The sequence below is a fragment of the Novosphingobium fuchskuhlense genome, from assembly GCF_001519075.1.
Taxonomy (GTDB): domain Bacteria; phylum Pseudomonadota; class Alphaproteobacteria; order Sphingomonadales; family Sphingomonadaceae; genus Novosphingobium; species Novosphingobium fuchskuhlense.
On record NZ_KQ954244.1, the window covers coordinates 1,573,075 to 1,586,905 of the forward strand.

Annotated in this window: 15 protein-coding genes; 11 read left to right on the forward strand and 4 right to left on the reverse strand. The window is 64.8% G+C overall.

From position 1 onward, the window contains the following. The first annotated feature begins 12 nt into the window (after nt 1-12). The 6 genes from AQZ52_RS07365 to AQZ52_RS07390 are packed head-to-tail and all read left to right on the forward strand — an operon-like array spanning nt 13 to nt 5,140. On the forward strand, nt 13-1,077 hold the full coding sequence (locus AQZ52_RS07365; RefSeq protein ID WP_240481478.1) for an aromatic ring-hydroxylating dioxygenase subunit alpha: 1,065 nt from the start codon (nt 13-15) through the stop codon (nt 1,075-1,077). Next, the gene (locus AQZ52_RS07370) at nt 1,074-1,943 is read left to right on the forward strand and encodes an amidohydrolase family protein (RefSeq protein ID WP_276203264.1); all 870 of its coding nucleotides are present in this window, start codon (nt 1,074-1,076) and stop codon (nt 1,941-1,943) included. The genes AQZ52_RS07365 and AQZ52_RS07370 overlap by 4 nt, the downstream gene beginning before the upstream one ends. Nucleotides 1,944-1,953: 10 nt before the next feature. Further along, the gene (locus AQZ52_RS07375) at nt 1,954-2,703 is read left to right on the forward strand and encodes an SDR family NAD(P)-dependent oxidoreductase (protein WP_067907938.1); all 750 of its coding nucleotides are present in this window, start codon (nt 1,954-1,956) and stop codon (nt 2,701-2,703) included. A gap of 4 nt (nt 2,704-2,707) precedes the next feature. Beyond that, complete coding sequence (locus AQZ52_RS07380; protein WP_067907941.1) at nt 2,708-3,484, forward strand: glutathione S-transferase family protein; 777 nt, start codon at nt 2,708-2,710, stop codon at nt 3,482-3,484. After that, nucleotides 3,484-4,224 (forward strand): alpha/beta fold hydrolase, encoded by a 741-nt coding sequence (locus AQZ52_RS07385; protein WP_169793722.1) that lies wholly within the window; start codon nt 3,484-3,486, stop codon nt 4,222-4,224. Before AQZ52_RS07380 ends, AQZ52_RS07385 begins: the two co-directional genes overlap by 1 nt. A gap of 13 nt (nt 4,225-4,237) precedes the next feature. Further along, a complete protein-coding gene (locus AQZ52_RS07390) occupies nt 4,238-5,140 on the forward strand; it encodes a TauD/TfdA dioxygenase family protein (RefSeq protein WP_067907947.1) in 903 nt (300 codons plus the stop codon). 118 nt (nt 5,141-5,258) lie between these two features. On the opposite strand, the gene AQZ52_RS07395 is transcribed toward AQZ52_RS07390, so the two are convergent. Then, a complete protein-coding gene (locus AQZ52_RS07395) occupies nt 5,259-5,660 on the reverse strand; it encodes a VOC family protein (RefSeq protein WP_067907950.1) in 402 nt (133 codons plus the stop codon). Between the two features lie 56 nt (nt 5,661-5,716). Then, entirely contained in the window at nt 5,717-6,571 is an 855-nt protein-coding gene (gene purU / locus AQZ52_RS07400) for a formyltetrahydrofolate deformylase (protein ID WP_067907953.1), read from the reverse strand. A 177-nt stretch (nt 6,572-6,748) separates the two neighbouring features. Between purU and ligM the strand changes: the two genes are divergently transcribed. The 4 genes from ligM (at nt 6,749) to AQZ52_RS07420 (ending at nt 10,343) form a co-directional block, all read left to right on the forward strand. Continuing rightward, nucleotides 6,749-8,146, forward strand: a complete 1,398-nt coding sequence (ligM, locus tag AQZ52_RS07405; RefSeq protein ID WP_067907956.1) for a vanillate/3-O-methylgallate O-demethylase — start codon at nt 6,749-6,751, stop codon at nt 8,144-8,146. 59 nt (nt 8,147-8,205) lie between these two features. After that, the gene (locus AQZ52_RS07410; RefSeq protein WP_067907960.1) at nt 8,206-9,087 is read left to right on the forward strand and encodes a methylenetetrahydrofolate reductase; all 882 of its coding nucleotides are present in this window, start codon (nt 8,206-8,208) and stop codon (nt 9,085-9,087) included. Further along, a complete protein-coding gene (locus AQZ52_RS07415; RefSeq protein ID WP_067907963.1) occupies nt 9,084-9,752 on the forward strand; it encodes an alpha/beta fold hydrolase in 669 nt (222 codons plus the stop codon). Before AQZ52_RS07410 ends, AQZ52_RS07415 begins: the two co-directional genes overlap by 4 nt. Before the next feature lie 111 nt (nt 9,753-9,863). Then, nucleotides 9,864-10,343: an SET domain-containing protein-lysine N-methyltransferase gene (locus AQZ52_RS07420; RefSeq protein WP_067907966.1), complete on the forward strand. Its 480-nt coding sequence runs from the start codon at nt 9,864-9,866 to the stop codon at nt 10,341-10,343. A gap of 4 nt (nt 10,344-10,347) precedes the next feature. On the opposite strand, the gene AQZ52_RS07425 is transcribed toward AQZ52_RS07420, so the two are convergent. Continuing rightward, on the reverse strand, nt 10,348-11,268 hold the full coding sequence (locus AQZ52_RS07425) for an SDR family NAD(P)-dependent oxidoreductase (protein ID WP_067907969.1): 921 nt from the start codon (nt 11,266-11,268) through the stop codon (nt 10,348-10,350). Beyond that, the gene (locus tag AQZ52_RS07430; RefSeq protein ID WP_067907971.1) at nt 11,265-12,209 is read right to left on the reverse strand and encodes an SDR family NAD(P)-dependent oxidoreductase; all 945 of its coding nucleotides are present in this window, start codon (nt 12,207-12,209) and stop codon (nt 11,265-11,267) included. Before AQZ52_RS07430 ends, AQZ52_RS07425 begins: the two co-directional genes overlap by 4 nt. 163 nt (nt 12,210-12,372) lie before the next feature. Between AQZ52_RS07430 and AQZ52_RS07435 the strand changes: the two genes are divergently transcribed. Next, entirely contained in the window at nt 12,373-13,770 is a 1,398-nt protein-coding gene (locus AQZ52_RS07435; protein ID WP_067907973.1) for an MFS transporter, read from the forward strand. Nucleotides 13,771-13,831: the final 61 nt, after the last annotated feature.

Sequence of the window (13,831 nt, forward strand, 5' to 3'; positions counted from 1 at the left end):
CCGGGCCCTGCCATGGGAGCCGATCCTGTGACCCATGTCCGCAATGCGTGGCATGTCGCGGCATGGAGCTGCGATATTGCAGCGGAAAAGCCCTTTGCTATCTCGATCCTTGGCGAGCCGGTGGTTATCTGGCGCAGTGCCTCGGGAGCTATCAGGGCGCTGGAAGATCGCTGCATTCACCGGCTGGCGCCCCTTTCGCTTGGGCGATGCGAGGGCGAAAACCTGCGCTGCCTGTATCACGGCCTGTTGTTCGCGCCGGACGGCGGGCTTCTGGAAATTCCTGGGCAGGATCTGATACCGCCAAAAGCCGGAGTACGCTCCTATCCGGTGGCCGACCGCCACGACTGGATCTGGGTCTGGATGGGTGATCCGGCGCTGGCGGACGAAGCGCTGATCCCGCCCGCGGTGGGCACGTCCGACCCCGACTGGATTCTGGGATACGGCCAGCTTGATTATGCGGCGGATGCCCGCCTGATCTGCGACAATCTGCTCGATTTCAGCCACCTGCCTTACGTTCATGCGCAGAGCTTTCAGGCAGGGCCGGAATTTGCCGCAAACCCGCCGAAGATCACCCCGGTCGAGCGCGGCGTTCGCGTGACGCGCTGGCTGCCCGCCGACGTGGGAAATTGGCGCAATCCGCACGATGTGCCGGTAGAGGTCTATCAGACATACGATTTCCTCGTGCCGGGCGTTCTGCTGATGTGGTCGGCCAACTATCCCGAAGGCACCGCAGCGCGGCTGGGCGATGCCATTCCGGCGATGGACGACGCGCTCTCCGGGCTCAATTTCACCAGCCAGGCCGTGACGTCCACCGGCCCAGGCACGGCGCGCTACTACTTCTCGTGGGGTCCGCATTGCCGCCATGGCGATGCGGCCAAGCGCGATGGCATGATGAAAATGGCGGGGCTGGCCTTCGCCGAAGACAAGACCATGATCGAGGCGCAGCAACGCGTGATCGCCATGACGCCCGATCCGAAAGTCATGCCAACCGCGCACGACCGCGGGGTGACCCTCTACAACCGGCTGGTCGAGAAACTGGCCCGCCACAATCCTTCCGAACTGGAGTCTGCTGCGTGATCGACATCACCAAAATCAAAGCCATCGACGTGCATGTCCACGCCGAGGTTTCGTGCCACGATCCGGAAGATCCGGTGATGGGGAAGTTCTTCGATGCGGCATCGGCCTACTTCAAGGCGCCGCGCGAACGGCCCAAGATGCCCGAGATCGCGGATATCTACCGCGAGCAGCAGATCGCCTTCTGCATCTTCACCGTGGACTGCGAGAGCGGGATCGGGGCCAAGCGCATCTCGAACTACGAGGTGGCGGAGTTCGCCGCGAAGAACGACGACATCTGCATGGCCTTCGCCTCGATCGACCCGCACAAGGGCAAGATGGGCGCGCGCGAGGCGCGGGATCTGATCGAGAACTACGGGGTCAAGGGCTTCAAGTTCCACCACATCATGCAGAACATCGAGCCTGCGGCGCGCGTGGGCTATCCGATCTACGAAGTGATCGCGGAATATGGCTTGCCGGCGATCTTTCACACCGGCCATTCCGGCATGGGCACCGGCATGCGCGGCGGGGCGGGCGTGCGCCTCAAGTATGGCCAGCCGATGCTGGTGGACGATGTGGCCGCCGATTTCCCCGACATGAAGGTGATCCTCGCGCATCCCTCGTGGCCGTGGGTGGATGAGAGCCTTTCGATGGCGCTGCACAAGGACAACGTGTTCATCGATCTGTCTGGCTGGAGCCCGAAGTACTTCGCGCCGCAGATCATCCAGTATGCCAACACGCAGCTGAGGAAAAAGATGCTGTTCGGATCGGACTTCCCGCTGATTCACCCGCAGAAGTGGATCGATGCCGCGCTCAAGGTGGGCTTCCGCGAGGATGTGCTGCCGGGCATCATGAAGGACAACGCGCTCGGCGTGCTGGGCCTCGCCTGAGCGCAGCGCCGTGGACTTTGCTGGCCAGCATGTGGTGATCACCGGCGCTTCGACCGGGATCGGCAAGGCCGCGGCGCAGCGCCTGGTGCGCGGCGGGGCGCGAGTGACGCTGATCGCCCGGCGGGGCGAGTTGCTTGCCGACTTGTGCGCGGAGCTTGGTGCGGGCGCGGGCTGGGCGGCGGCGGATGTCGGCCAGCAGGACCAGCTGATCGCGGCGCTGGAGAGTGCAGCTGTGCAGCATGGGCCGATCGACGCGCTGTTCCTGAATGCCGGCACGGGCGGGACGTTTGCGCCGCTGGAAGCCTATTCGGACGCCAATTTCGACGCGCTGATGGCGGTCAACATGAAGTCCGCCTTCTGGGCGGTGCGCCATGTCCTGCCGGCGATGAAGGCGCGGCGGAGCGGCGCGATCCTGATCACCGGTAGCCTCGCGTCGGAGCGCGGCATGGCGATGAACGTGGGCTATGTGATGAGCAAGCACGCGGTGCTCGGGCTTGCGCGCGCGGCGGCGCTGGAGGGGGCGGCGCACGGCGTGCGCGTCAATTGCCTGGTGCCGGGTTTTATCGAGACCCCGTTGCTCGACGGCGTGCCGGCCGAGCAGCTGACCTCGCTTGCCGCCAATGTCCCGCAGGGGCGGTTGGGCTCATCCGAGGACGTGGCAGAAGTCGCCGCCTTCCTTCTTTCGCCTGCCGCTGCACATGTCACCGGCCAGTCCTGGGCCGTGGACGGCGGCGTGTTGGGCACTCTTGCCATCAGGTAAACTCATGACACTCAAGTACTATCATGCCGAACCGCTCGCCAACTCGCTGAAGTCGATGGCCCCGCTCAAGGAGAAGGGGCTGGACTATGAAAGCATCTACGTCGGTCTGCACAAGTTCGAGCAGCATCAGCCGTGGTTCACTGCGATCAATCCTGAGGGGCAGGTGCCCGTGCTCGATCACGACGGCACGATCATCACGCACACCACGGTGATCAACGAATATCTGGAAGACGTGTTTCCCGAGGCCCAGCCGGCGGATGGCCCGCTGCGCCCGCGCGATGCGGTCGGCGCAGCAAGGATGCGTTACTGGAATAAGTTCGTCGACGAGCAGGTGATGAACTTCGTTTCGATGCACGGCTGGCACCGCATGGTGGGCGTGATTGCGCGGAACATCGAAAGCGGCGAGTTCGAGAAGCTGCTTGAGAACATCCCGCTGCCGGATCAGCGCAAGAAGTGGGCAACAGCGCGCTCGGGCTTTTCGGAGGCCGATCTCGCCAATGCCACCGCCAAGATCGAATACGCGGTCGACAAGGTGGAGAAGCAGCTGGCGGAAACGCCATGGCTGGCAGGTGCGAGCTATACGCTCGCAGACATCAATTTCTATTCGCATTGCGGGATGATGGTGGAGCGGATGTTCCCGGAAATGGAGATCGCCAAGCGCGCGCCGCGCCTTGTCGAATGGCGCGAGCGGGTGACGGCGCGGCCGGGCATGGCGGCGGCGCTCAAGAGCGAAGACCGCACGGCGCCGGGTCTGCGCACCTGGTCGGGGCACGTGCGCTGATGGCGGGGTTCGTTCTAATCCACGGTTCGTGGCATGGCGGCTGGTGTTTCGATCCGGTAGCCGATTTGCTGCGCGCGCGGGGGCATACGGTTGTCGCGCCGACATTGCCGGCAATGGGCGGTACGCCTGAGGATATGGCGGCGATCACGCTGGATGAATGGGGTGAATTTGCTGCGCAGCATTGCCGCGATCTGAAAGCCGCGCTCGGCGGCGGCCCGGTGGTGCTGGCGGGGCATTCGCGAGGCGGGCTTGTCGTCAGCACAGCGGCGGAGCGTGATCCCACAGCAATGGATGCGCTGGTCTATATCTGCGCGATGATGCTGCCTTCGGGGGTCTCCCGCGCCGAGTTCAAGGTTTTGGAAGAGCCCAACCCGGATTTCGACGCCATCATCAGCAAGGTGCACGGCGGGGTGGCGACGGTGATCGATCCGGCGCGCGCCGGGCCGGTCTTTGCGCAGCTTTCGCCGCCGGAGCTGGTGGCGGATGTGCTGCCGCGCCTCGTCGCGGAGCCGCATGGGCCGCGCGCCGAGCCGCTGGCGCTGACGGCGGAGCGGTGGGGCTCGCTTCCGCGTACTTATGTGGAATGCACGGCTGACCGCACAATCCCGATCGCCAGCCAGCGGCGGATGCAGGCGATGTCGCCCGGCGCGCGGGTGGTGACGCTGGATGCCGATCACAGCCCTTACCTTTCGCGCCCGGTCGAACTCGCCGATGCGCTGGAGGGGGCGATTCCCGCCTGATGGAGACACGCTGATGCGCGAAGTGAGGCTGAGCCCGCAGGGCGATTTCGACAATGCGGCGCGGGCCTATGCGCACATCACCGCACATCCGCTGACCGCCGCGATGGGCGCGGAAATCGCTGGCGTGCGGCTGGGGCATGATCTGGCGCCCGAAGCCTTCGACGAGATCCGCGATGCGCTGTGGCGGCACAAGATGGTCTTCCTGCGGGATCAGCACCTCACGCATTCCGAGCACGAGGCGTTCAGCGCGCGGTTCGGGCCCTTTGCGGTCGATGCGTATACGCAAGGCGTGGAGGGGCACCGCAATGTGCATCCGCTGATCAAGGAAGCGGATACGAAGACCAAGGCGCTGTTCGGCAGCGGCTGGCACACGGATTCCCCGTTCCTCGACGAGCCGCCTTCGGTGACGATCCTGCGCGCGGTGCAGGTGCCGCCCTATGGCGGGGACACGACCTGGGCCGATACGCAGCTGGCGTGGCGGATGCTGAGCCCCGCGATGCAGGCGATGCTGCAGCCGCTGAAAGTGCACATGTCGGCCGAGGCGAACGTGGCGACGCAGGAGCGGATCAGCGGCAAGCCGATGGCCTTTGCCAATGACGACCGGCGCTCATCGGCGCTGCAGGGCAATTTTCACCCGCTGGTGCGCACGCATCCCTTCACCGGGTTGCCCTCGCTTTATGTGGATGAAGTCTATGCCGTGGGGATCGAGGGGATGACCGAGGCGGAGAGCCGCCCGATCCTCGATTTCCTGACGCGGCATATCACGCAGGCCGGCTTCACCTGCCGGCTGCGGTGGGAGCCCGGCATGATCGCGATGTGGGACAACCGCGCCGCGCTGCATCTGGCGCCGAACGATTACGACGGGTTCCGGCGGGAGATGTACCGCACGACGATGGCGGGGGAGCGGCCGGAGTAGTGGGGCTCGCGCTTGCCGCCCTGGATTCCCGCCTTCGCGGGAATGACGAAGTTTTGGGGGCGCAAACTTGGTTCGTCATTCCCGCGAAGGCGGGAATCCAGGGCGTACAGTCCCCCCCTCAATCCCCGAAGAAATTGAGTTCCAGCAGGACGTTGTTGGGATCGCTGACGAAGATCTGCCTGAGGCCGATGGCGTCCACGGTGTTGCGCTGGAACGGAGTGCCGAGCGCGTCCACCCGCTGCATCAGTTCGTCATAGCCCGAGCAATTCAGCGCCACGTGGTGCACCGCGCCGGTGAGGGCGCCGGGTTCGACGTGGCGGTCGAAGGCGCGGGGGCAATCGACCGAGTTGATGTGGACGATGGCCTTGCCGCCGGCGTCGTACATCCACTGCGCGTTCTCGGGCGTCAGCGGGGGCGGGGCGTTGCGGCGTTCTAGGTTCAGCAGCGCCTTGTAGAACTCGGCGGTCTCGTCGAGCTTGTCGGTGATCACGTTGACGTGATCGAGCCAGTTGACCTGCATTGTTCTCTCCCAAGTGCTGCGGGCGGCAGCATTTCATGCTTCCGCCCGCCACACAATCAGCTGCGGAACACGACTGTCTTGTTGCCGTTCAAAAGCGCGCGGTCCTCGAGGTGGAGGCGCACCGCTTCGGCCAGCACGCGGCGTTCCACGTCGCGGCCCTTGCGGACGAGATCGTCGGGCGTGTCGGCGTGGGTCACGGTCGTCACGTCCTGGTGGATGATCGGGCCTTCGTCGAGGTCGGTCGTCACGTAGTGACCGGTCGCCCCGATCATCTTCACGCCGCGCGCGTGAGCCTGGTGATAGGGCTTGGCACCCTTGAAGCTCGGCAGGAACGAGTGGTGGATGTTGATGCATCGGCCATTGAGGAACGAGGCCATGTCGTCCGAGAGGATCTGCATGTAGCGCGCCAGCACGACGAGTTCGGCGCCGGTTTCGGTCACGATCGCCTTCACCTGTGCTTCCTGCTGCGGCTTGGTGTCCTTGGTGATCGGCAGGTGGTGATAGGGGACATCGCCCAGCAGCGTGATGTTGAGCGCTTCCTTGGGGTGGTTGCCGATGATCGCGACGACTTCCATCGGCAGTTCGCCGATACGGGTGCGATAGAGCAGATCGCCGAGGCAGTGATCGAACTTGCTGACCATGAGCACGGTGCGGCGCTTTTGCGAGGCATCGCGCATCGTCCATTCCATGCCGAACTGTTCGGCCACCGGCGCGAAGGCGCCGCGCAGCGTATCGTGATCGCCCGAGCCCGGATCGAGCACGACGCGCATGAAGAAGCGGCCGCTTTCGGTATCGTCGAATTGCTGCGCCTCGAGGATGTTGGCGCCGGCCTCATAGAGGTTGCCGGTAACCCGGGCGACGATCCCGGGCTTGTCCTCGCACGAAAGCGTCAGGATCACTGGTGCAGTCATTCAAATCTCTCCCCGTCCATTCGTGGGCCGCGCGCGCCATAGAGCGCGCGGTCGCTCGCCGCCAGCAATGCATTTCGCCCGCATGGGGCGTGCACAATTTGGCATTGCGAATCTGTCGTGATATTGTATGTGTTGCATACAAATTTCAACCAGCCATTTTTGATCGGGAGAGAAGGCATGGCAGCGAACCTCGAAGAGGTCCTTCAGGGCCAATCCAATATCGTTGAAATGCTGCGCAATTCGCAGCTTGGCGCCTATGTCTATCCGGTGGTGGCGCCGGAATTCTCCAACTGGCGTTCCGAGCAGTGGGCCTGGCAGCATTCTGCGGTGCTGTTCGATCAGTCGCACCACATGGTGAACCTCTACATCCGCGGCAAGGACGCGGGCAAGTTGCTGTCGGACACGATGATCAACAGCTCGAAGGGCTGGGCGGTCAACAAGGCCAAGCAGTATGTGCCGACGACGCCCTATGGCCACGTGATCGGCGATGGCATCATCTTCTGGGAAGAAGAAGAGAGCTTCACGTACGTCGGCCGCGCGCCGGCCTCGAACTGGCTGCGCTATCACGGCGCGACTGGCGGCTACGATGTCGAGATCGAGCTGGATGACCGCTCGCCGATGCGCCCGATGGGCAAGCCCGTCACCCGCAAGGAATGGCGCTTCCAGATCCAGGGTCCGCAGGCGTGGAACGTGATCGAGAAGCTGCATGGCGGCCCGCTGGAGCAACTCAAGTTCTTCAACATGAGCACGATGAACATCGCCGGCAAGACCGTGCGCACGCTGCGCCATGGCATGTCGGGCGCGCCGGGCCTCGAAATCTGGGGTCCTTATGCCGAGCAGGAAGAAATCCGTGCTGCCATTCTGGAAGCGGGCAAGGAATTCGGCCTGATCGCCTGCGGCAGCCGCGCCTATCCTTCGAACACGCTGGAATCGGGCTGGATCCCCTCGCCGCTGCCGGCGATCTACACCGGCGAGAAGCTCAAGGGCTTCCGCGAGTGGCTGGGTGCTGACTCGTACGAAGCGACCGGCTCGATCGGCGGCTCGTTCGTGGGTGAGACCATCGAGGACTATTACCTCAATCCGTGGGAACTCGGTTACGGTCCGTTCGTCAAGTTCGACCACGATTTCCATGGCCGCGAGGCGCTGGAAGCCCTGAATCCCGCCGAGCAGCGCAAGAAGGTGACGCTGGCGTGGAACCCCGAGGACATGGCGAAGATCACCGCTTCGCTGTTCAACCCGGACGGCGAGCAGTACAAGTTCTTCGACGTGCCGCTGGCGAACTACGCCTCGTCGAACTACGACCGCGTGGTCGATGCTGGCGGCAAGACCGTCGGCCTCTCGATGTTCACCGGCTATTCGTACAACGAGAAGCAGGCGCTTTCGCTGGCGACGGTCGATCCGGAAATTCCGGTCGGCACCGAAGTGCGCGTGGTTTGGGGCGAAGAGAACGGCGGCACGCGCAAGACCACGGTCGAGCCGCACAAGCAGATCGAAGTCCGCGCGATCGTCTCCTCGGTGCCCTATAGCCGGGTTGCACGCGAGAACTACGCCGAAGGCTGGCGCACCGGCCGCTGAGGCACGCTGCCCCTCCCTCCAACGAGGGGGAGGGGCTGTCTCTGGAAGAGGACTCTGCCATGGCCGCAGCACTGATCCATCCCAATTGGGATAAGCCGCCGCTCGGCGTGACCGACGGTTTCAGCCTTGAAATGACCGCGAAGGACGAGGGCTCGCTGCGCGAGGCCGCGCCGCTCATCCCGGTCGACACGCCGATTGCGGTGACCTTCCTGCCCGGTGAGGATGTTGCCGCGCGCGTCAAGGCGACTGTGGCGGTGCGCGAGCTTGGCTTCGAGCCGATGCCGCATTTCTCGGCGAGGCGGATCACCTCGGAGGATGACTTCGAGGGCTATCTGAAGGCCGTGGTCGAGCAGGCGGGAGTGCAGCGCGCCTTCATCGTGGCGGGCGATCCGCCCGAGCCGGTTGGGCCTTACTTCGATACCTCGGCGCTGATTGCGACGGGCGCGTTCGAGCGCAGCGGGATCAAGGCCATCGGCATCGGGGGGCACCCGGACGGCCACCCCAACATGACCGAACAGCAATGCTGGGACGTTCTGGTGAAAAAGGTGGCCGAGATCGAGGCGCGCGGCATGGCGCCGCTGATCGTCACGCAGTTCGGCTTCGATCCCGATGCCTTCCTCGCCTGGCTGCTCAAGCTGCGGGCGCTGGGTATCGATGCGCCGGTGCGGATCGGCGTGCCGGGGCCGGCGGGGATCAAGCGCCTGCTGGCCTTTGCCGCGCGCTGCGGCGTGGGTGCCTCGACGGCGGTGCTGCGCAAGTACGGGATTTCCGTCACGAACCTCCTCGGCAATGCGGGGCCGGACAAGCTGGTCGATGCCTTTGCCAAGGGGCTCGGCCCCCAGCATGGCCGCGTGCGGCTGCACTTCTATCCCTTCGGCGGCATGGTGAAGACGCTGGAGTGGATCCACGCCTATAACGCCAAGCACGGGATTCCGGCATGACGGACTATGTGCTGGTCCATGGCGCGTGGGGCGGCAGCTTCGGCTATGACCGCGTGGCGGGCGAACTGCGCGCGGCAGGGCACCGCGTGGTGCTGGCGCAGCTGACGGGGCTGGGGACGCGCAAGGGCGAGTTTCATCCGGGCATCACGCTGACGACGCACATCGACGATGTGTGCAATCAGATTTCGTCGGCCGGCTTCGACAAGTTCGTGCTGGTCGGTCATTCCTATGGCGGGATGATCGTGACCGGCGTGGCGACGCGGTTGGGCGCGCGGATCACCGCGCTGATCTACATCGATGCGTTCCTGCCGCAGGACGGGCAATCGCTGTGGGACCTGACCGGCGACTTCGAGCACCATCACTATATCGACAGCCAGAAATTCACCCCCGGCGGGGTGGCGCCGTTGCCGGGGCTGGAAAGCCCGGTGCTGACGCGGCACCCGTTGCTGACTTTGCTGGAAGCGGTGAAGTTTACCGGCGAGGAAGCCAAAGTGGGCCGGCGCATCTATGTGTTCGCCAATGCCTGGGAGCCGACACCCTTCCGCAAGTTCGTAAAGCGGGTGACGACCGAGCAGGGCTGGGAATACCACGAGGCCAAGGCCAGCCACAACGTGATGGGCGATCAGCCGGAACAGACCCTGCAGATCCTGCTGGGCTGTGCCTGAACGGCTTTGGCGCTGCCCGGCATGACCGGGAGATGACGACGAGTTCATTTGATGGGCATCCTGATCGGACGCTAATTTCCGCTCACATTTTTTGTGGCGGAGAGGCTTCCGATGGAAATCAGGGTTGCAGGCGACGCGCGCATCGACGTGCTCAGGAATGACGATGGATATAGCCGCGCACTGGTCGCGGTGGCGATCGGCAAGGACGAAGTGCTCGCACAGTTCGGTGCGCGCGAGACGCTGGCGACGCCGAACTACCTGACCGTGCAGACCGGGCCGGAGACGCACATCCTGCTCGCGCCCGAGCATCTGCAGTACATCAACCACAGCTGCGAACCGAACGTGTTCTTCGACACCACCCGCATGGAAATCATAGCGCTGCGCGATATCGCGGCGGGCGAGGAATGCACCTTCTTCTATCCTTCGACCGAGTGGACAATGGACCGCGCGTTCGACTGCCTGTGCGGCAGCAGCGCGTGCCTTGGCCGGATAGCCGGCGCGGACATGCTCGATGCCGATGCGCTGGAGCGCTACGCGTTCAACCAGCACATCCTCGACCGGCTGGCCGAGCGGCTGGCCGAAGCAGCCTGACGCTTCAGAAATCCGCCGCGCGCGATTTGGCGCGGGCCTGCGCGAAGGCGTCGCGGCGGAATTTCTCGAAGGCCACGCGCTGGTCGTGGCCGGGGTCCTTGGGGTAGTCCTGATATTCGGCGATGATCTCGTCGAAGATCTCGCGCATCTCGTCCTTGTGGTCGGGATGGCTGAAGATGTGGAGGCGGTTGGCCTTCATTGCCTCGATCACCCGCGCGCCGATCACGTCGGGCTCCATGCCGAATTCGTGGATGCCGGCGAGGCGCTCGACGGCTTCGCTGTTGACCGGCTTCATCGCGCCCTTGAGTTCGTCGGGGCGGATATCGTCGCTGGCGTATATGTAGCTCTTCACCAGGCCGGGGCAGAGCACCGAGACGCCGATTTCATACTGCAGCAGCGAATAGTGCAGCGATTCCGAAAGCCCGCGCACGGCGAACTTGGTGGTGTTGTAGATGCCCGGGGTGCCGGCGGCGAGGAACGCGGCCATCGAGGCGGTGTTGACGACATGGCCGCCCTTCTGCTCGCCTGCCTTCACGCGCGCGACCATGCGCGGCACGAAAGTCATCACCCCGTTGATCACGCCGTGGAGATTGACGCCCAGCAGCCAGTCCCAATCGTCGAACGAGCTTTCCTCGATCGGCTGGAACAGGTTGACGCCCGCGTTGTTGCACAGGATCGAGACGGGGCCGAACTTGGCCTCCACCTCGTCCGCCGCGGCCTTGAAGCCCTCGCGGCTGGAAACGTCGAGCTGGACGCCCATGACCTCGCGGTTGTCGAGGCTCTTGAGCGCCTTGTCGATGGAGTCCTGCCGGATATCGGCGATGGCGACCTTGCAGCCTTCATTGAGGAGCTGGCGAACGAGCCCGATGCCGACGCCATTGGCGCCGCCGGTGACGAAGGCGGTGCGGCCTGCGAAATCCTTCATGCTGCGTCTCCCGTCTGGTCAGATTTCTGGCGCGCGGCCTTCAGTGCGTCCTGCCGCGCGATCTCGGCGGTAATCGCCGGATTGCGGAACAGCATCGCGAAGGTCTGCTTGTATTCGTCGTTTTCGGGCAGGTGTGTCTGCACCGCCGCCGTGGTCGCCTCGCCGCGTTCGCGCACCCCGGTGAGGAATTCGCTGTGGGTGAGAATGTAGAGCTCGTCGTTCAGGATGCCTTCGAGCACGCGCTGCCCGACGTCTTCCTTGGTCTGGTAGAGGTGCATGAAGTTGCCGCCCGAAGCGCGGCGCTTGTCCGCCTCGGCATAGCCGGTTTCGGCAAGATCGGCGGGGCGGGTCTTGCCGGCTTCGGCGATATTGGACTGGACCGCGCCGGGGCAGAAGGCGGAGCAGATCACGCCGCGCGCCTCGAGTTCGGGGCGCATGCATTCCATCATCGCGGTGACGGCGGCCTTGCCGCTGGAATAGATCGTGGTGCCGCCGACCGGGACGAGCGCCGACATCGAGGCGGTGTTGACGATATGGCCGCCCTCGCCATGGGCAAGGATGCGCGGCAGCACGGTGACGATCCCGTTGATCGTGCCGCCCAGGTTGACGCCCATGACCCAGTCCCAATCGGCGAAGGTCGCGAGCTCGGTGGGGCCGACGACGGCGACCCCGGCGTTGTTGCACAGGATGTGGATCTTGCCGAACTTCGCCTCGGCGGCGTCTGCCGCAGCGGCATAGGCGGCGCGGTCGGTCACGTCGAGCTTCAGGGGGAGGACGCGCTCGCCGCCCGCGAGTTCGGCTTCGGCTGCGGCGAGGTGATCATCGCGGATATCGGCGATCACCACGTTCATGCCGGCGCCCAGCAGCGCCTTGGCGATGCCGAGGCCGATGCCGCTGGCACCGCCGGTAATGAAGGCTGTCTTGCCGGGGAGGTTCTGCATGATCGCTCTCCTGAGGGCGCGGGGGGTCTTTTCTGACTCCACCGATTGTTAGATTGCCTTTTCTATTCACCACGCCGAGATTGTATGCAAGACTAACAATTGTTCGAGACGAAAAAGGGCTCCGGCGATTCCAGCGCGGGGCGGCCGGGCGAGAGGAAACAGGATGGCGGGTCCGACGGTTTTGACCGATCCGGGTGCAGCGGCAGACCCGGGTGCGGAGCGAGATTGGCCCTCGGCCGGAGCCGCCTATTGGGCGCTGACCGTGATCGTTCTGGCGACCTTCATCACCTTTTTCGATGCCGTCACGTTCGGGATGCTGGCCGAGCGGATCAAGCACGATTTCGGCCTCACCGATTCGCAACTGGGTTTCCTGGCCGGGCCGGCAAGCATCATCTGTTACCTCTTCGTCGGCATTCCGCTGGCGCGGCTCGCCGATATCTATCCGCGCAAGTATGTGCTGGCAGGCGGCGCGGCGGCGGTGGGGCTGGTGATCTCGCTGGGCGGTCTGGCTCAGACTTTCGTGCAGTTCGTCGGCAGCCGGGTGTTTTTGGCGGCAGGCGGATCGGCTCATGCGCCCTCGTCCTACTCGCTGCTCGCCGATGCCTTTCCGCCCAAGCGGCTGACCCGTGCTTTTGCGCTGCTGCAGTTCGGCTTCATCGGCGGGACGGTGCTGGGGCCGCTGATCGGCGGCAAGCTGGTGGTGATGTCGGCAAGCTGGGCACCAACGGTGCTGGGCCCGCTGACCATTCGCGGCTGGCAGTGGATCCTGATCGTGATGGGGCTGCCGGGCCTGCTGGTCGGCCTGCTGTTCCTGACGGTGAAGGAGCCTGCGCGCCTCGCCCCTGCGCCCGATGCGCCCAAGGTGCCTGAGCACGCGGGGCTGGGGCGCCGCGTGCTGACGTTCATGGGGCTCGATGCGCTGCGCGCGATCAACGCGAAGCCGCGCGTCTACTATCCGCTGTTCGGCGCGCTGGCGCTGAGCGCGGTCGAGGTGTTCGGCCTGCAGTTCTGGCGTGTGCCGTTCATGGTGCGCACCTTCGGCTGGGACGAGGCGCAGATCGGCGCGGCGCTCAGCGTTACCGTGCTGGCGGGTTCGCTGGCGGGCCTGCTGCTGGGCAGCGTGATGGTCGAATGGCTGGCGAAGCGGCACAAGGACGCCAACGTACGGGCGGCGGCGATCTGCTTTGCCGGCACGACGGTGAGCTCGATCGCTGCGATTCTCATGCCGACCGCGTGGGGCTCGATGATCCTGTTCGGCTTTTCAGGCATGTTCGGCATGGCCGGGGCGGTGCCCCAGAATGCGGCCGTCCAGCGCGTGGCGCCCAATGCCATGCGGGGCCAGGTGACGGCGTTCTACCTGTTCATGTTCACCTTTTTCGGCGCGATGGGCAGCTTCCTGGTGGGGCGCGTGCAAGACGTGGTGATCGGCGATCCGCACCAGCTGTGGAAGGCGCTGCTGATCACCGCGGGTACGCTGCTGCCGCTCGCGACATTCCTGATGGTCCGCGCAATCCGGCCCTACCGCGAGGAAGTTGAGCGGCTGGAGGCGGCAGGGCTCTGAACAAGATGGCCCGTTGACAACGACGCGCCGGATCATGATTGTTAGGTATACAAACTAATTA